This window comes from Dyadobacter sp. CY351, from assembly GCF_021502625.1.
GTDB lineage: Bacteria > Bacteroidota > Bacteroidia > Cytophagales > Spirosomataceae > Dyadobacter > Dyadobacter chenhuakuii.
The window spans coordinates 121709-139517 of record NZ_JAKFFU010000013.1; the positions used below are offsets into that span (position 1 = coordinate 121709).

A 17809-nucleotide genomic window follows, 5' to 3' on the forward strand; every position below is an offset into this window, starting at 1 on the left:
CATTAAAAGGCTTCTCCTGTAAACAAATAAAATCCTGGCCCGTCTTTGGTAAAACCAACGTCCAGCCTGAGGAAAATGTCCTTTTTGGGAAAAAGCAAATAACGCAAGCCTACACCACCAGAGGCCCTCACGTGTTTGAATGTGAATGCATTGAGCTTCGGTGCTACAACGGCAGTGCCGGCAAAAGCCACTGCACCGAAACGCTTGCTGAACCCAAATGGCAGCCAACGATGCTCCACCTGGCCTGCAATCATATTTTTATCCCGGTAACGGCCATAGTAGTAACCCCGCATGATCATTTCGCCGCCCATTAACGCAAGCTGGTTGAACGGAACATTACCCGAATAAAAATTGCCCAAAACCTGCCAAGCCAGCACATTGCGCGCGCTCACGGGGTGTGATGAACGCACATCCAGATTAACGCCCTGAAAATTAAAGTTACTTCCCAGTGCGGGGCTGTATTTCAAAAATGATATTTCCCCGAAAAATCCTTTACGGACATTGAGCACATTATGCCGGTTGTCGTAAACCAAGGCGCCGCCCAGCCCTATATTTCGCGTCCCGTCACTGCCCAGCGGCTTGTCATAGGTGTGATTATCAGGTTGTTCAAAATCTGTGTTGTATAGTTGCTGGTAATCAATTTCAGGCCCGGCGAAGAAGTTGGGCTTTATTTTTCTTAAAACCCTTTGTTTAAAAAGAATGTAATTCGCGTCGATCAGCGCCGGGTCCTTACCCACTGTTTCAGGTCCTATGCCGTAATAAAGCAGCGGAAAACGCTGGAAACGCGTTCTACCGAGGAAAAACCAGTTGTCTTTGTCTCCATAAATGGCATTATCAAGCCAGATGCCGTATTGTGCTTCCAACGTGACAAAAGTGAAAGCCTGCACTTCGCTTAACCGGTTGAGTGTGTCTTTGTTAGCCTGAAAGATCAGCAAGGAGGACAATCCGAATTCAAAACTGGTTTCGGGCGAGTAGCCCAATGTAGGATAGATCCGAAAGCTGGATTCGCCGGGAGCGGTTGTATCAGAAACGGTTTTTTGTACAAATCTTTTAAACCAGCCCTCCTGTGCCTCAGCACGATGGCCCGCCGCCACATAAAGAATAATGAGCAGCGCCGCGACTTTAACCTTATCCAATTCCGGTAACTTTTGATGAGAAAGATTTTATATAACAAGAGATATAAAAATTGCGCCAAATGCCGGGAACCCATTTTCCAAAACGATCGAAAACCGTTAGTAGATCACAATTACATCATTGCTTTCCCTGTAAACGACATAAACTCCTGATGAAAAAATTAACGGCGCTTATCTTATTTCTGTTTTTGACCAATACGCTTTACGCACAAAATACAAAAGATCTTTGGTGGAAAAGGAACAATCTGAGGGTGATCCAGATGAACCTGCCTTCCTACGAAGCCGCCACGATAAACGCTGATTCTATCGTTGCAGATTTGATAACCTATTCTGCTAACACATTGCTGATCAATGCAGGCGGCATCATGGCTTTTTATCCCACAAAGCTCGATTTCCATTATACCAATCCTTTTATGAAGGAAAATGTGCTGGGGGATGTTATCAAAAAATGTCATCAAAACAACATTAAGGTTATCGTCCGCTTTGATTTCAGCCGTGTCCACGAAAGCATTTACAAAGCGCATCCCGAATGGTGCTACATTTCTCCAAAAGGTGAGCGGATCATCAACACCGACATGTATGTGGTTTCCATTAATGCGCCCTACGTGCAGGAAAAGGCCTTTAAGATCATTGAGGAAGTGATCGACATGTTCGCGATCGACGGTATTTTTCTGAATATGCCGGGTTACCAGGTTAACAATCCATACGAAGGAAAATACCACGGCATCGATCAGAATGAATTTGATAAAAAAGCATTTGCCGCCTACTCGAACGGAAAAGTGCTTCCTGCCGAAGAAAATAAAGCCGATTCACTTTATCAGAAATATCTTGCGTTTAAAAAACACACAGTGGAAGATTGGTCGGAAAGGCTTCATAAACTGGTAAAATCCAAAAATGAGCAGATCGCCATTTGCACTTACTCGGATAAGTTCGTTGACATTATCCGGCACGAATCGCAGAGCATGACAACCCTGCCCTACTGGCCTTACACGGCTTCCGACAATGTCAGCAATGCCGTTAATTCCTTTCCGGACCACATTATCAGCAACGCCAGTATTCAGCAAATCTCTTTTCAAGCGCGCTATAATGCTGTGGAACCACAGGAAGTTCAGATCCGGCTTTACGAGAACATTGCCAATGGTTCGGGCCTGGACCTCAGCATGATGGGTGATATGCGGGGCTATGAAGACGAGCGCAATTATGGGGTGATCAAGAAGGTTTATGACTTTCATAAGCAGCATGAGCAGTATTTTGGCAAATATAAATCCCTGGCTAAGATCGCCATCATTGCGCCCGGCGCCTGGCCGAACGGCGAGCCGATGCAGGAATATCGCGGCGTCCAGCTCATGCTACGCGAGGCGCACATTCCGTTTGACATTATTGAGGATGGTCAGATAGGAAACCTGGCTGAGAAAGTGAAGGGTTACAAGCTTGTCATTCTCCCCGAAATCACCTATTTAAAACCCGAAGCCATTCAGGTCCTGAAAGATGCGAGCAAAGCAGGCACTCACCTGATCGCCACAAACCGCACCATGTTTGACAGTCCGGCAACGTTGCATGAGCTGTTTGGAGCTAAAATTGAGAAAAAAGATAATGACGGCGCCGGAAATTACCTCGTTCCCGACAACCGCAACATTTTTAAAAGTTTCCCCGGTCAGAAAATGCTGTTCTGGAAATTCAATCTTGGACTTTACGACCTCTCGGGCACAGACCAAAAACTCCTTCCCATCTTATCCAAAGGCCGCCCCGGCCCACCCGAAATCATCGGCGGCCACGAACCGACGGGCTATTATGCATTGGGGATCAAAAATCATGAAAAAAGCAAAGCACTCATTTTCCCTGTCAGCCTGGGCAGGATCTATTATATGCACGGCTACCAGGAGCACAAAAATCTGCTGCTGGACGCTATTAGTTACGTTTTACCAAATGCAAAAGAAGACATTCAAACCAATGCTCCGGAAAGAATTGAAGTTATTTTAAAGGAATTTACGAAGAACAACGTCAGTAATAGAGAGCAGACAAAAAGTGACGGTTTAATCATGCATTTGATCAATCTGACAGGTTTCAGCGGCAACACCTATTTCGCACCGTTGCCCGTCTACAACCTGGATTTCAAAATCAAATCACAAAAAAAACCAATCAAAATCTTCTCCCTGAGCACCGGTCAGCCTATTAAGTTTACTTACGCCAATGCGGCGATTAACTTGAAGATCAGCAGGCTGGATGGTTTTGATGGGATTGTGATGGAGTATTAAATGCTACATTTGAGCGTCGACTTTTTTGATGAATAAAAAGGATTTGAAAGTCAAGCTATATTTCAATATGGAACAAAAACCAATCCCTACTTTATACGAATGGGCTGGCGGGATGCCGGTGTTTGAAAGATTGACGGAGCTTTTTTACAGGAAGGTTCTAGCTGATCCGCTTTTGGAGCCGGTATTCAAGCATATGTCTACGGAGCATCAGCTGCATGTGGCGCACTTTATTGCGGAGGTTTTTGGTGGTCCTGAAATGTATAGCACGGAGGAAGGAAGCCATTTCAAGATGATCCAGAAGCATTTATCCAAACACCTGACCGAAGCGCACCGGAAACGCTGGGTGGCACTGCTGCTGGAAACGTCCGACGAAATCAACCTCCCCGACGACCCCGAGTTCCGGTCCGCATTTGTCGCCTACATTGAATGGGGCACACGCATCGCAGCCCTCAATTCCAATGTCGATGACCTGACCATGAACCCCGAAGAACCGATGCCGAAATGGGGCTGGGGCGTTCCGGGCGGGCCGTTTATAACTTAGGCGCATCAGGTTTGTTGGGTGTATCGCGGCTGTTCGCTCCTTTCACATTCAGTTTGCGGCGATAGACCTTTTCACCAGCAGTCGCATAAATTGTGTCAAAATTTTCGCCGCCGAATGTAATCCTGGAAGCTGCGCCGGCGGGCGTTGGTAATATGGCATTTACACGGCCGGTTTGATCTAAAACCTGAATCCCCATATGCGTTGCCACATATATGCGCCCCTCCCTATCGCACGTAACGCCGCGTGCGCCGGCATTATCGTCATCGTCACGGACATGGAGCCAGCCGTATTTTTGCTTGTGGGTTAATTTTCCGTCCGGCTGGATCTGGTAAGCCCAAACCCAATGCGAAGCTGATTCCGTGGCATATAGCAATGTTTGATCCGGTGATAATGCTATGCCGCCGACAGATAACAGGCCTTTGTCAACAAGCACTTTTTTTCCATTGCGTGTGATTAAAAAAATGCTGCCGGATTTTTCCGGGCCATCTGAAATTGTAACGTATGCATTGCCATTATGCGCAACTATTGAATCGGATTTCGAAAGGTTTTTGGTAATTTTCTGCTTCTTATTTGGCTCCTTCTTCTCTTCCGAAGTAAGCTCCCAATCCTGCCCGGGAATGAGTATGGCACCTAGCATTTGATTCTGTGAATTCCCTGCTTTCACGGGTTTAGGCCAATCCTTCCACAAAAACCGCATGGCTTCGGGGAACAACGCGGTTCCGTGCTTGCCATTGTGGCCGCCTTCGCCCCACTGGTGTTGCACTTCGTAACCTGCGAATGTCAAAGCGCGCAGCATGGTTTGGTTAGCCATCCACCAGTCGCCGGCGTAAATGTTGAGGTCATTGGCACCGTCTTGAAGGAAAATCCGGATGGGCTTGGGTTCGTATTTCCTGACCAATGTATGGTAACGGTCGGCACCACGCAAGCCCACATACGTGCCTATGGCGCTGTAAACGCGGGTAAATGCATCCGGACGCTCCCAGGCTGCTGTGAATGCACAAACGGCCCCGCTGCTCGATCCGCCTATCGCCCTATCATTGCCATTTTTAGACAAACGGATTACGCGTCCGTCGCTGGTTTTCTGCTTTTCTACTTCCGGGAGAATTTCTTCAAGGATAAATCGTGCATAAGCATCCCCTAACCCATCATATTCAAAATTGCGGTTAAAACGATCATTAGCCTCACTTGCATTAGCAGCTCTCACTTTTCCGTGCATTACGAAAACGCCGATTGTGACAGGCATTTCGCCCTTATGGATCAGATTATCAAACACAACCGGCGCTTTCCACTGTATGCCGTCCTGGTTAATGTAAACACAAGCAGGCGTGTCAGGCTTATATTGTGCAGGCACATAAACCCAATATTCCCGCCATGTTCCCGGAAAAATTTTTGAATGTTCGAAGGTGAATTTCAGAACCTCCCCTTTCGGCACACCAACCTGCTCTTCCGAAGCAGAATCGACCGGATAATTCTCAGTGGGCGCCTGCGCGAAAAGTGTGTTTATTGAGATACAAAAAATAAAAGCAAACGTGCGTACAATGTGCATTTCAGAGTTGGGTTTTTGATAAGAATAAATCCTCTGCCGGATGAATGAAAGCGAGTGGGAAATAACAATGCTATAAATAGCTCAGCCACCATTTCTTGTTCCGCTCACGGTAATTCCCAAACCACCGGCATGGATAATAGAGCGCGAGGACAATGGAAATCCATATCACATACACCATTCCAAGGCTGTAACCGAAATCGTTCGGGCGGAATTTGAAGAAAAGATCCGGTGCAGTCGCCTGCGCCCAGGTGTAGCCCGAGGACAAAACGGCGATCATGGTCAGCAAGTGAATCAGATAGAAATGCAGCATAAAGTAGAAGAACGGGACTTTACCGTAAACGGTAAAAAACCGCGTCAGCGCATTGTCGGCATGTTCCGTGAAGGCAAGCAAAATAAGGATCGGGCCCAGTGTCATGAGGGTAAAAATGAGTGAGGGCGGATATTTGGACGCATTCATAAATGATAAAAACGTCCTCATCCCTTCCGATTGAGGGCTCCATAGCGATTGATCTCCGTAATAATTCACGAAGCGCAAAACCAGGAACAGCACAATGGCGGCAACGCCCGATTGCAGCAATATTTTTCTGCGTTTTTGTCCGGGAAAAGCACGGTTATAGATCGTCCCCAACCCATATCCCGACATCATAATCCCCGCCCAGGGCAATATCACATATAAGAAAGCAATGTTCCCGCCATCGCCCCTCGGCACGAAACGCCCGGCGCCAGTCATGAAAATACCCAGGAAAATGTCGAGCCCCGAGCCGGGGGCAGCTTTTACCAGATCAAAAAGGTTATGTCCGAAGATCAACACCAAACCGGAGATCAGAATCGCCTTTGGAGAAAGGAAACGTACGAACAATCCCAAAACCAACATACTCGTTCCCAGCGCCCAGAGCACGGCGAGAAATATGGTTTTAAATGTTACGTCAAACGAAAAGGCAAATGTCATAAAGGTTATTTCAACCAGAATCAGCCACAGACCGCGTTTCAGGAGGAAGGAAGATGTGTCAGCGGTGGTTTTGTTCTGGCCGGACAGATAGGCCGAAATCCCGGAAAGCAGCATAAACGACGGTGCGCAAAAATGCGTGATCCATCTTGTAAAAAAAAGGGAGGGATTGGTTGTGGCCGGATCGAGCGGATCGGCGGAGAATGCCGTAATGTGAAAATAGTCCCTGACATGGTCGAGCGCCATGATCACCATAATGAGCCCACGGACTGTATCAATGGACTTTATGCGCAAGGAGATTCCGTTCGTTGACATAGAACCTTGTTTCCGATAGAGTGATTTAATTCACTAAGAAGCTCCGGAACATGCTGGTTTACTGGTTATAACATGCCGGAATCACCTTGCTAAGCATATTTTACAAAAGTGCTGCACCGAAAACCCCGGCGCTGTCGCCCAGCTTCGGTTTCAGGATCGGAGTGGTCACAACGCCCTTGTTGAAAATGTATTTTTTGATCTTTTCAAAACCCGCTGTGTAAAGCAATTCAACATTGCCAACGCCGCCGCCAATCACGATCAGTCCCGGATCCAGGACATTGATCAATGTCGAAATAGCACGGCCGTAGAATTCCAGCAAGCGTTCAATGGTGGCTTTCGCAAACTCGTCATTGCCCTGGTGATAACGGTCAAGGATTACTTTCATCGTCAGCTTTTCACCACTTACTTTTTCGTAAAAACGTTCCAGCGCCGGGCCGGAAATGACCTGCTCTACGCAGCCTGCTTTTCCGCAATAACAAGGTTCACCATTCTCTTCCAGAATGTTATGTCCCCATTCGCCGCCAATTCCATGATGTCCGGCAATGATCTTGTTGTTCACCACCAATCCGCCGCCAACGCCCGTACCCATGATCACACCAAAAACAACTTCCGCTCTGGGATAATCCTTTCCGGCACCGATCAATGCTTCGGCCAATGCAAAACAGTTGGCATCATTCGCAAGCTGAACGGGAATGCCTAATATTTTTTCAAGATCCGCTTTTAATGGCATGCCATTGAGACAGATCGTGTTAGAATTTTTCATCAACTGCGAATCCGGCTCCAAAACACCCGGCGTAGCAAACCCGATCTTGGTTGGCTTCTCACCCACCTGCTCTGCAACCTGATCGATCAGTTTTTTGATCTGTGATAAAATATGCTCGTAACCGTTCGCAGATTCGGTCGGAAGGCGCATGCGTACAACTACTTCCAAATTGCGCTCGGGATCCAGCACCGCGCATTCTATTTTTGTTCCTCCTAAGTCAATTCCCCAGAGTTTCATAATATTAGGGCTGTCGGCCGCAGGCTTTCAGCAATCGATTTTGTTATTGATTATTGATTAAAGTTTTTGGAGCAAACCGCCTTAAAGCACTTTATAATATTTGTATCCAAACATGAAAATCACTGCATAGCAAATGATCGGCAAATAATAAGCATGTGCCACATCCGACTCGGCCACAGCGCCCATAGCGAACGGGAAGAACGCACCACCGACAACACCCATCGAAATAAAGGATGAAGCCTGTTGCGTATGCTTGCCCAAGTTTTTCAATCCCAAACTAAAAATGGTCGGGAACATGATGCTGAAAAAGAAGTTAAGCATCAACAAGGCGATGAATGAAGGCCAGCCGAGACTCTGCGCGATGATAAGGCACATAACAATGTTACAAGCTGCAAAAATCGCCAAGATCGTATGCGGCGCTACGAAGCGCATCAGGAATGTTCCAACAAAACGACCTGTAAGCATTAACACAAAGAACAGGATCATGTAATTACCAGCCACGACGTCGGTAAAACCCATTTTCTCGTGACCGTAATTGATGAAGAATGCCCAGGTTCCGGCTTGTGCCGCTACATTGAAAAACTGTGCGATAACCGCCCATTTAAAATGTCTGTGATCAAAAAGCCCTTTTTCAGGATGCGTGTCCACATTCGCCGCAGCAGGATCAGCAACCACGTGCGGATCCGTTAGCGCAGGCACTTTTACAAATGAGAACAAAACAGCGATCGTTGCGATAACGCTTCCGATCACGATATACAATGTTTTTACAGAAGTAAGGTCCGTGCTGCCTTCCACATTGTTCCTCAACAAAAAGTAGGAACCAACCGCCGGCCCGATGATGGTGCCCAATGCATTGAAAGCCTGTGCAAAGTTGATCCGCATGTCACTCGTGCGCTGATCACCGAGCGACGCTACGAATGGGTGCGCGACAGTTTCCAAAGTGGAGATTCCACAACCCAGGATAAATAATGCTCCTCCGAAGAATGGAAATGATGCTGCCGCAGCTGCCGGAACAAACAAGAACGACCCCAGTGCAAATAGCGATAAACCGAAAAGCACGCCGTTCTTATAGCCAAAGCGCTTCATGAAAAGACCTGCCGGGATCCCCATGACACCATAAGCGCCAAAAATGGCGAACTGTACAAATGCAGACTGGGTTTTGGTAAGACTTAATACGTGTTGAAAATGTTTGTTTAAAACGTCGCCCATCGTGATGGCAATTCCCCAGAACATGAACAGGGACGTTACGAAGATGAGGGTTATCAAATATCTGTTTTCAGTGAATCGGGCTTTTGTGGTTTCCACGGTTGAGGAATAGTTGCTCATTTAGCTGAATAGTAAAATTTAATGTAAGGTAGATTCTATTTTTTTGAAATGTAAATTAGAGAAATTTAATTGGAAGGATTTGGCTTTTTATTGAAATAGTTACTCATAAAAAGCAACTGATATTGTACTGCATTCGTCCAGTAAGGCCAATTATGGGCACCCGGCCGGACAAGATAATCGTGCGGGATATTTCTGTAAACGAGCTGTTCGTGCAACTTTTCATTCACCTTAAAAAAGAAATCGTCCACGCCGCAGTCGATGATTAAAGCCAGCGAGTTCGGCGTCAGCAGGTGCAGCATATTAATGACCGTGTTCTTCTCCCATCTTTCCGGCTGGTCGGCGTATTTTCCCAGTCGGTCGGGCATGTTCCAGTTATTCGGGAACGGCCTGATATCCACGCCGCCGCTCATGCTGCCCGCTGCCCCAAAAACATCCTGATGCCTGAAAGCAAGATAAAGCGCGCCATGCCCGCCCATGCTCAAACCCGTAATACCCCGACCAGCGCGGTCCTTAACGGTTTTATATTTTGAATCAATAAAGGAGACCAGTTCTTTGGAAACATAGGTCTCATATTGCGACTGCGCGTCCATCGGGCTATCCCAATACCAGCTGCTGTAACCGCCGTCCGGGCATACAATGATCATATTATAAGTATCGGCCGCTGTTTCAAAGCCTTTCGCCTTCGAAATCCAGTCGGCGTGGTTGCCACTGTATCCATGGAGCAGGTAAACAACCGGATAGGCTCTACCCGAATCATACTGAGATGGCCTTATAACGACTGTTTTAAGGCTTTTTTTCATGATATTACTATAAACCTGAACAGTGTCGACAGTGGCTGCCGGGGAAAAATGGCAGATAATTGAGCAAATCAGCAGAACTAAAAGGGTGGTTCGTTTCATATGGTTTGAGAAAAATTTCTACAACTTAAAGCTATACATGATATCAATTGATCAAATATTGTAGAATTCGGGGAATAATAACGCCTTATTTCCAATCTTAAAGGCTGGCATCCTAATTGATAAGATATTGATTATCGCAAATAACACTAACTCAAAAAATTAAGACAATGGGAAATCTTCTTTATACAATAGCTGTCATTTTGGTCATTCTGTGGCTAATCGGCTATTTCGGCTTTGCTAGCTTTGGAATGGGTAACATTATTCACATTCTTTTGGTGATTGCAGTTGTTGCAATAATTCTTCGATTGATTCGTGGCGACAGGGTTGTGTAAGGAAAACACCTAATGAAACAAAAGGCCCGGAATGTATGTTTTTTAACATATTTCCGGGCCTTTTTCTTGTTTTACTATGCACCCGGCTTGCCAACTAAAGCAGGTCCTTAATCCGCACCCAAACGTTTTCAGCAAGGATTTTGTGTCCTTCCGCAGTCGGGTGAATGCCGTCGGGCAGGTTTAGTTTGCTTTCGCCACCTACGCCTTCCAGTAAGAATGGAATAAGGGTAATTTTATTTTTCTCAGCAATCTCTGCATATACGGCTTTGAATTCCGAAGCATATTTCTGTCCCATATTAGGCGGGATTTGCATGCCTGCCAGTACAAGTTTAGCATCGGGATATTTTGCCCGCACTTTGTCCAGAATGGCTTGCAGGTTCTTCCTGGTTTCCGAAACCGGGATGCCCCTTAACCCATCGTTACCGCCCAGTTCCAGCACAAAAATATCCAGAGGCTGTTTCAGAAGCCAGTCGATCCGGCTGTTTCCGCCTGAGGTGGTTTCGCCGCTCACGCCGGCATTGATCACCTTATAACTGAGTCCCAGAGAATCAATGCGTTTTTGGATTAAACCGGCAAATGCTTGCGAAGGATCATCCAGTCCGTATCCTGCGGTAAGGCTGTTTCCAAAAAACACAATGGTCTTTTTGGCACTGGCAGGGGTTTTTGAAGTTGTTTTTACCGAATCCTTCTGTTCGGCAGTTTCTTTATTTTTACTGTTGCAAGAAGTCAGAATGGCGCCTATAAGCAGCATTTTGGCTATAAAAACAAAGCGATTCATCATATAATGGTATATTTATGTGCAAGCTAAATCCAAAAGAACCAAATTGGAGTAAATCAAGTTGCCCCAGTTTAGCACACGGGAAAAACATAAAATTAAAAACAATTGATGGATACCATACTCGATCTGCAACAGGTTAGTAAAATATATAAAAGTGGCGACCGTTCGCTGACCGTTTTAGACAATATCAATTTTTCAATCGCAGCCGGCTCAACGATGTCGATCGTGGGGCCTTCCGGAAGCGGAAAAACTACACTTCTGGGCTTGTGTGCAGGTTTGGACCGGTCTACATCCGGAACCGTTGAGCTGCATGGAACGAGGCTTAATGGTCTCAATGAAGATCAGCTGGCCTCCGTCCGGAACCAATATGTAGGTTTCATATTCCAAAATTTCCAATTGCTCCCTACGCTTACTGCACTCGAAAATGTCATGGTCCCGCTGGAATTACGAGGCGAAAAGAACATTAAGCCCCGCGCGCTGGACCTGCTCGATAAAGTAGGCCTTGCCGAAAGAAGCCATCATTATCCTACCCAGTTATCCGGCGGAGAACAGCAACGCGTTTCCCTTGCCCGGGCATTTTCCAATAAACCGCAGATCCTTTTTGCCGACGAACCGACCGGGAACCTCGACGCAGAAACCAGTGAAAAAGTGGTAAAACTGCTTTTCGACCTCAACCGGGAAGCCGGAACGACGCTTGTGCTGGTAACGCACGATCTGGAACTGGCTGCAAAAACGCAACGCATTATTCGCATTAAAGGCGGCAAACTGGTTGAATGATGAATCAAGATAAAATTAATTTCCCCTGGTTATTGCAAATGGCGTGGCGTGACAGCCGGAAAAACCGCTCGCGGCTGCTCCTTTTCATCTCATCCATTATCCTGGGAATTGCTGCCCTTGTGGCCATTTACTCCCTGGGCGATAACCTCAGATTGAACATTGATAACCAGGCGGCAACATTAATAGGCGCTGACCTGGCCCTTAATACCGGAAAACCTGTTGAAGGAAAGGCAAAAACGCTTGTGGATTCTTTGGGGAAAACCAGGTCTGAGGAGCGCAGTTTTGCCTCTATGATTTATTTTCCGAAAAATGGCGGAAACAGACTTGCTCAGGTCAAGGCCCTGGAAGGCGACTTTCCTTATTATGGAAAGTTCGAGACCATTCCCGTGACTGCCGAACAAACATTCCGGTCACGGCAAGAAGCGCTTGTAGATCAAAGCCTTATGCTGCAATATCAGGCAAAAGTCGGCGATTCGATCAAGATCGGTAATGTTACTTTTGCCATTGCCGGAATTTTGGAAAAAGCGCCTGGCTCTACGGGACTTACGAGCACAGTTGCGCCATCGGTTTACATTCCCATGCGCTATCTGGCGCAAACGGGTTTAATGCAGAAAGGAAGCCGCGTCGCCTACCGCTATTATTACAAATTCGCGCCGGAGACAGATGTTGAAAAGCTTGCCAAGCAGCTTGAACCCCGTTTTGAAGCCGGTGATCTGGACTATAAAACCATTCAATCCCAAAAAGAAGACACGGGCAGATCATTCAAAGATCTTACGCGTTTTTTAGCGTTGGTAGGATTTGTCGCATTGCTTTTGGGCTGTATCGGGGTTGCGAGTGCCATTCATATTTACATTCGTGAAAAACTCAACTCGATTGCTATCCTGCGCTGTCTGGGTGTAAAAGGCTCTCAGGCGTTTTTAATTTATTTGATCCAGATTGCAGGAATCGGCATCATTGGTTCTATACTGGGCGCTATCCTGGGCACGACCATTCAGCAATTTTTACCGATCGTGATCAAGGATTTTCTGCCTTTTGAACTTACTACGGACATTTCCTGGCTCGCAATCGGACAAGGTTTGGCTATTGGTGTGCTAATTTCAATCCTTTTTGCATTGCCTCCGCTTGTTTCCATCCGTAAGGTTTCGCCGCTGAATGTGCTGCGCGTTTCGCTGGATGCGGTGAAGATGGAAAGAGATCCGTGGGCGTGGGTGCTCTACGGCCTGATCGTCGTGTTTATTTACGGCTTCGCATTTCTGCAAATGCAAACATGGATAGAAGCGCTGGTCTTCACGGCCAGCATTCTGGCTTCGTTTGTTGTGTTATATGCATTCGCAAGTTTGCTTATGTGGCTCGTCCGCAAGTTTTTCCCTACGTCATGGAGCTATTTATGGCGACAGGGCCTGGCTAATTTATATCGTCCCAACAACCAAACTTCCATTCTGGTTGTCTCCATCGGTCTCGGCACTTGTCTGGTCTGCACCTTGTTTTTTGTTCAAACGATTTTGCTCAACCGGGTGAAAATGTCGTCCAGCGGAAACCAGCCGAACATTGTCCTTTTTGACATTCAGGGCAGTCAGAAAGAAGCTGTGCTGGCAATTGCAAAAGCGCAGAATATTCCTGTTAACCAGAACGTTGCGATCGTAAACATGCGGTTGGAAGAAGTGAATGGAAAAACAGCATCCGACTTTGAAGGCGACACCACAGCCGAGCAGTCCCGCCGAATCTTTGGCCGCGAATACCGCGTAACATTCAGGGATTCATTGAGTTCCACGGAAAAATTGACCAAAGGAAATTGGAAAGGCACTTACAAGAGCACCGACGGCCTCATCCCCATTTCTATCGAACAGGGATTTGCAGACCGGAGCAGGCTCAAATTAGGTGATACGCTAGTTTTCAATGTGCAGGGAACCATGATGTCGACCACCGTTTCCAGTTTACGCGAAGTGAACTGGGGCGAAGTCCAGACCAACTTCCTGGTTGTTTTCCCAACCGGCGTGCTGGAAGAAGCACCTCAGTTTCACGTTATGCTTACGCATGTGCCCAATCCGCAGGCATCGGCCGTTTTTCAGCAATCCATCGTGCGCCAGTTTCCCAACATTTCAATTATCGATCTGGCATTGGTACTTCGTGTTTTGGATGATATTTTCAATAAAATTGGCTTCGTAATCCGCTTTATGGCAGGTTTCAGCATTCTTACGGGATTAATTGTGCTGATTGCTTCCGTATTGATCAGCAAATACCAGCGCTTACAGGAAAGTGTGCTGCTCCGGACATTAGGCGCGAGTCGTAAACAGATCTTCTCCATTACGGCATTGGAATACTTTTTCCTGGGATCACTGGCCGCTTTTACAGGCATTCTGCTTTCGCTGATCGGGAGCTGGTTACTGGCAAAGTTCAGTTTTGAAGCCGAATTTAAGCCTGAGTTTTTACCTATACTTATTGTCTTTTTATTCGTGTCTTTGATGACCGTTTTCATCGGGCTTATCAATAGCCGGGGCATTCTCTCGCGCCCGCCGTTAGAAGTCCTGCGCCAGGACGTGTAGGCGCTCAGAAGCTGATTTAACAATTCCTTAAACTCAAATTGTTTTCGCAAGGAGCAATAACAACGACTTTTGCGTGCAATTGCCGGTTGTGGCTGCTTGTGGGTTTTTTTGGTGCTTTTCCTGTTGATTTCATCCTATAAAATCTTCTTATTTTTTCAAACGTTTGCATAAAATTTCAAACGTTTGCATAGCCTATAAAGTAATTTCTATTAAATATTTTAAAAATACAATTTGTAATCTTGCGTAACCAGAACCCTAAAATATCATTATATGCCCCTCTCTGCTTGCGCATCCTACCTTTCATTAACAATTCAACCCAATAATTTGATCTCATGAAAAAAACTTTGACTCTATTAGTCAAAACCGGGACACTTAGCATTTGCCTGTTGCAGGGCACGGCCATTTATGGGCCACATGCAACGGCAGCGGCTATATTGCCGGTTTCGGGAAGTTTATCGAGCCATTTCGGAGCCGACATGCGTGTAATGCAGGACGTTACGCTCACAGGAAAAGTGCTGACAGACGGCACGACAGACGGATTGCCCGGTGTTACGGTGGTTGTCACACCCGTTGGCGGCGGTTCAAAGCAAGGCGCCACAACAGACGAAAATGGTGTCTTCACCATTTCGAGCCTTCAAACAGGAGTTCGTTACAACCTGGAATTCAGCTATATAGGTTTTGAAAAACAATCTCTGAACGATTTTTTACTCACAGAATCCAATAACAGTTCGATTGAAATCAAACTAAAAGAATCAACATCCAACCTAAGCGAAGTGGTGGTTGTGGGTTACGGAACGACTGTTAAGAAAGACATCACGGGATCCGTTAAATCTCTGAAAAGCAGCGAATTCAATACGGGTATCATTAACTCACCGGAACAATTGCTGCAAGGTAAAGTTTCGGGTGTGAACATTACTTCGGCAACCGGTGAACCGGGTGCAAAAACCAGCATTACCGTTCGCGGGCCGGGTGGGATACGCACAGGAAGCACTCCGCTTTTTGTGGTGGACGGAATGGCGCTGGATAATAGCGGAACCGGCGGCGATACGAACCCGCTGAATTTCATCAATCCGCAGGACATTGAGTCAATGGATGTTTTGAAAGATGCCTCTGCGACAGCGATTTATGGTGCACGCGGTGCCAATGGTGTTATTTTAATTACAACTAAAAAAGGAAAATCGGGACAAGCCAGCGTGACCTATTCAGGATCATTGGGGATATCCAAGATGGCCCGTCCGCTGGATGTGTTATCAGGCCCGGAATTTCTTACCGAAGCTGCCAAACTGGGCGGTACGGTGATTGATGGCGGCGCAAATACGGATTGGCAAAAGGAAATATCCCGGAGCGCAACCACGCATAACCACAACATTTCAGTAGGTGGCGGAACAGATAAAATGACCTATTACGGATCATTCGGTGCGCAAAAACAACAGGGTATTTTGAAAGGCAGCCAGCAGGACCGTTACACAGGCCGCATTAACCTTTCCCAGAAGTTGCTGAACGACCGCGTTACATTGGATGTGAATCTGAATGCAACCAATACCAAAAATAGACGGCCTAACATTCAGGGAATGATAGGCGGTGCTATAACGGCGAACCCGACTTATGCGCCTTATGACGCGAACGGCGAACCATTTCAGTATCAGGATGGAACCAACCCGCTGATCCCGCTGAGATTATACAAAGAAGTTTTGAACACAAACCGTGTCCTGGCATCTATTTCGCCTTCGGTGACCATCATTAAGGGTTTGGTTTATAAGCTGAATTTCGGTCTTGATAATTCTACGGCAACCCAGGACAAGCAAACCTTGCCAAATGCTGTTCCGTTCGAGATCGGCCGTCTGGAAAATTACCAGACAAAAAACAGTAACAGCCTGATCGAAAATTACCTGACGTATACTGCAAATAGTAAGAACCACAGTTTCAGCGCACTGGTTGGTCACTCGTTCCAGCGCATTTCATTGTCCGGAAAGAATTTCAGCATTAATAAATTCCCGATTTCGGACATTGAGCCTATTAATAACCCGAACCTTGGGCAGGATTTGACATTGATCTTGAACGCTCCGGGCGGTTATGCTCGTATTAATGAGCTGCAATCGTTCTTTGGAAGGGTAAACTATGGTTTCAAAGACAGATATCTCGCAACGGCAACGCTTCGCGTGGACGGCTCATCCAAGTTTGGGGCTAATAATAAATACGGCTCATTCCCTTCATTCTCATTGGGTTGGAGAATTTCTGAGGAAGAATTTATGAAATCGTCTCCTTTCTCGGACCTGAAACTTCGTGCAGGTTGGGGATCAACGGGAAATCAGGAAATCCCTTCTAAAATTACACAGGCCCGTTTTACATCAGTTGTCTCACCCACAACAAGTTACCCAATCGGAACAGGCTCCTACCCTGCTGGAACCACCAATACCAGGCTGGCTAACCCCAACATTCAATGGGAAGTGTCGAAGCAAACGGATATAGGACTTGACTTCGCTTTGTTCAAAGGCGCATTGAGCGGTGAAATCGACTATTTTACCAAAACATCTGAGAAAATATTATTGGAAGTAATTCCTGCCGATCCTATCCAGCCAGCCGGTGTTTTCTGGACCAACGTACCTGATATGAAGATCAAAAACCAGGGGCTTGAAGTTGATTTAAATTACCGCGAATCACTGGACAATGGACTGCGCTACTCTTTTGGTGGTAACATTACATTTATCAAAAATAACGTAACCGGTTCTCCTTATTCTGTAATCCCATCAGGCGCTGCCCAGGGCCCGGGCCTCACGTCGGCGACCATTAACGGATACATTAACAATCAGCCGATCGGCACATTCTTCCTGAAAGAATTTACAGGTTTTGACGAAAAAGGAATCAGCACATTCAGGGACGTGGATGGCGACGGAATTGTGACAGACAAGGACCGCGTTGCTGCCGGGACGGCACTTCCTACCCGGATGTACAATTTCAATGGTAATGTGTCTTTTAAAGGTTTTGATTTGACAGCAAACTTCAACGGTGTGGCTGGAAACAAGGTTTATGACAACACAGCCAACTCTAACTTCTTTAAGCTGAGATTATCCAAAGGTTTGAATGTCACCCGCGAATCATTTGCAGAAGCAGCTGAATCGGTGAACAATTCGGCGCCTGTGTCAACAAGATATTTGAAAAACGGCGCTTATCTGAGGTTGAATAACCTTGCATTGGGATACAACCTGAATACCACGAAATTGGGTATCAACAAATGGGTGCAAACTGTGCGCGTGTCGGTTACAGGCCAGAACCTCGTGGTATGGACCAAATACACAGGTTACGATCCTGAGGTGAACAACGACCGCAATATCAATGAGATTACTTCTTACGGCGTTGATTATCTGAGTTATCCAAAGGCTAAAACAATCCTTTTTGGTCTAAACATTGGCTTTTAATA

The 17809-nt window shown here is 46.4% G+C and carries 13 protein-coding genes; 6 read left to right on the plus strand and 7 right to left on the minus strand.

Going from position 1 to position 17809, the window contains the following annotated elements:
- Positions 1–2: 2 nt before the first annotated feature.
- Positions 3–1136 (minus strand): BamA/TamA family outer membrane protein, encoded by a 1134-nt coding sequence (locus L0660_RS22450; RefSeq protein ID WP_235161400.1) that lies wholly within the window; start codon positions 1134–1136, stop codon positions 3–5.
- A 149-nt stretch (positions 1137–1285) separates the two neighbouring features.
- On the opposite strand from L0660_RS22450, the gene L0660_RS22455 reads away from it, so the two are divergent.
- Positions 1286–3388, plus strand: coding sequence for a family 10 glycosylhydrolase (locus tag L0660_RS22455; protein WP_235161401.1), 2103 nt, complete (start codon positions 1286–1288; stop codon positions 3386–3388).
- A gap of 67 nt (positions 3389–3455) precedes the next feature.
- The gene (locus L0660_RS22460; protein WP_235161402.1) at positions 3456–3929 is read left to right on the plus strand and encodes a group II truncated hemoglobin; all 474 of its coding nucleotides are present in this window, start codon (positions 3456–3458) and stop codon (positions 3927–3929) included.
- On the opposite strand, the gene L0660_RS22465 is transcribed toward L0660_RS22460, so the two are convergent.
- From L0660_RS22465 to L0660_RS22485, 5 genes are all read right to left on the minus strand, one after another.
- A complete protein-coding gene (locus tag L0660_RS22465) occupies positions 3919–5475 on the minus strand; it encodes an SMP-30/gluconolactonase/LRE family protein (protein WP_235161403.1) in 1557 nt (518 codons plus the stop codon). The genes L0660_RS22460 and L0660_RS22465 overlap by 11 nt on opposite strands.
- A gap of 70 nt (positions 5476–5545) precedes the next feature.
- The gene (locus L0660_RS22470) at positions 5546–6736 is read right to left on the minus strand and encodes a DUF1624 domain-containing protein (RefSeq protein WP_235161404.1); all 1191 of its coding nucleotides are present in this window, start codon (positions 6734–6736) and stop codon (positions 5546–5548) included.
- Positions 6737–6836: 100 nt separating this feature from the next.
- The gene (locus tag L0660_RS22475; protein WP_255699033.1) at positions 6837–7736 is read right to left on the minus strand and encodes an ROK family protein; all 900 of its coding nucleotides are present in this window, start codon (positions 7734–7736) and stop codon (positions 6837–6839) included.
- Between the two features lie 81 nt (positions 7737–7817).
- Positions 7818–9062 carry an L-fucose:H+ symporter permease gene (gene fucP / locus L0660_RS22480; RefSeq protein ID WP_235161405.1) on the minus strand — a complete coding sequence of 415 codons (1245 nt, stop codon included), beginning with the start codon at positions 9060–9062 and terminating at the stop codon, positions 7818–7820.
- A gap of 65 nt (positions 9063–9127) precedes the next feature.
- The gene (locus tag L0660_RS22485; RefSeq protein ID WP_235161406.1) at positions 9128–9961 is read right to left on the minus strand and encodes an alpha/beta hydrolase family protein; all 834 of its coding nucleotides are present in this window, start codon (positions 9959–9961) and stop codon (positions 9128–9130) included.
- A gap of 167 nt (positions 9962–10128) precedes the next feature.
- Here L0660_RS22485 and L0660_RS22490 point away from each other — a divergent pair, with 167 nt between their 5' ends.
- Entirely contained in the window at positions 10129–10293 is a 165-nt protein-coding gene (locus L0660_RS22490) for a lmo0937 family membrane protein (protein WP_157486687.1), read from the plus strand.
- Between the two features lie 94 nt (positions 10294–10387).
- Here the strand turns inward: L0660_RS22490 and L0660_RS22495 are convergent, their stop codons facing one another.
- A complete protein-coding gene (locus L0660_RS22495) occupies positions 10388–11071 on the minus strand; it encodes an arylesterase (RefSeq protein ID WP_409013465.1) in 684 nt (227 codons plus the stop codon).
- Between the two features lie 108 nt (positions 11072–11179).
- Between L0660_RS22495 and L0660_RS22500 the strand changes: the two genes are divergently transcribed.
- The 3 genes from L0660_RS22500 (at position 11180) to L0660_RS22510 (ending at position 17807) form a co-directional block, all read left to right on the plus strand.
- Positions 11180–11848 (plus strand): ABC transporter ATP-binding protein, encoded by a 669-nt coding sequence (locus L0660_RS22500; RefSeq protein ID WP_233796029.1) that lies wholly within the window; start codon positions 11180–11182, stop codon positions 11846–11848.
- Positions 11845–14391 carry an FtsX-like permease family protein gene (locus tag L0660_RS22505; protein WP_310589640.1) on the plus strand — a complete coding sequence of 849 codons (2547 nt, stop codon included), beginning with the start codon at positions 11845–11847 and terminating at the stop codon, positions 14389–14391. Before L0660_RS22500 ends, L0660_RS22505 begins: the two co-directional genes overlap by 4 nt.
- A gap of 332 nt (positions 14392–14723) precedes the next feature.
- Positions 14724–17807: a SusC/RagA family TonB-linked outer membrane protein gene (locus L0660_RS22510; protein ID WP_235161408.1), complete on the plus strand. Its 3084-nt coding sequence runs from the start codon at positions 14724–14726 to the stop codon at positions 17805–17807.
- Positions 17808–17809 lie beyond the last annotated feature (2 nt).

What these genes read in the sequence shown, in the direction of transcription:
- L0660_RS22455 (WP_235161401.1), top strand. Translation starts at nt 1,286, where the DNA reads ATGAAAAAATTAACGGCGCTTATCTTATTTCTGTTTTTGACCAATACG.
- L0660_RS22460 (WP_235161402.1), top strand. Translation starts at nt 3,456, where the DNA reads ATGGAACAAAAACCAATCCCTACTTTATACGAATGGGCTGGCGGGATG.
- L0660_RS22465 (WP_235161403.1), bottom strand. Translation starts at nt 5,475, where the DNA reads ATGCACATTGTACGCACGTTTGCTTTTATTTTTTGTATCTCAATAAAC.
- L0660_RS22470 (WP_235161404.1), bottom strand. Translation starts at nt 6,736, where the DNA reads ATGTCAACGAACGGAATCTCCTTGCGCATAAAGTCCATTGATACAGTC.
- L0660_RS22475 (WP_255699033.1), bottom strand. Translation starts at nt 7,736, where the DNA reads ATGAAACTCTGGGGAATTGACTTAGGAGGAACAAAAATAGAATGCGCG.
- fucP (WP_235161405.1), bottom strand. Translation starts at nt 9,062, where the DNA reads ATGAGCAACTATTCCTCAACCGTGGAAACCACAAAAGCCCGATTCACT.
- L0660_RS22485 (WP_235161406.1), bottom strand. Translation starts at nt 9,961, where the DNA reads ATGAAACGAACCACCCTTTTAGTTCTGCTGATTTGCTCAATTATCTGC.
- L0660_RS22490 (WP_157486687.1), top strand. Translation starts at nt 10,129, where the DNA reads ATGGGAAATCTTCTTTATACAATAGCTGTCATTTTGGTCATTCTGTGG.
- L0660_RS22495 (WP_409013465.1), bottom strand. Translation starts at nt 11,071, where the DNA reads ATGAATCGCTTTGTTTTTATAGCCAAAATGCTGCTTATAGGCGCCATT.
- L0660_RS22500 (WP_233796029.1), top strand. Translation starts at nt 11,180, where the DNA reads ATGGATACCATACTCGATCTGCAACAGGTTAGTAAAATATATAAAAGT.
- L0660_RS22505 (WP_310589640.1), top strand. Translation starts at nt 11,845, where the DNA reads ATGATGAATCAAGATAAAATTAATTTCCCCTGGTTATTGCAAATGGCG.
- L0660_RS22510 (WP_235161408.1), top strand. Translation starts at nt 14,724, where the DNA reads ATGAAAAAAACTTTGACTCTATTAGTCAAAACCGGGACACTTAGCATT.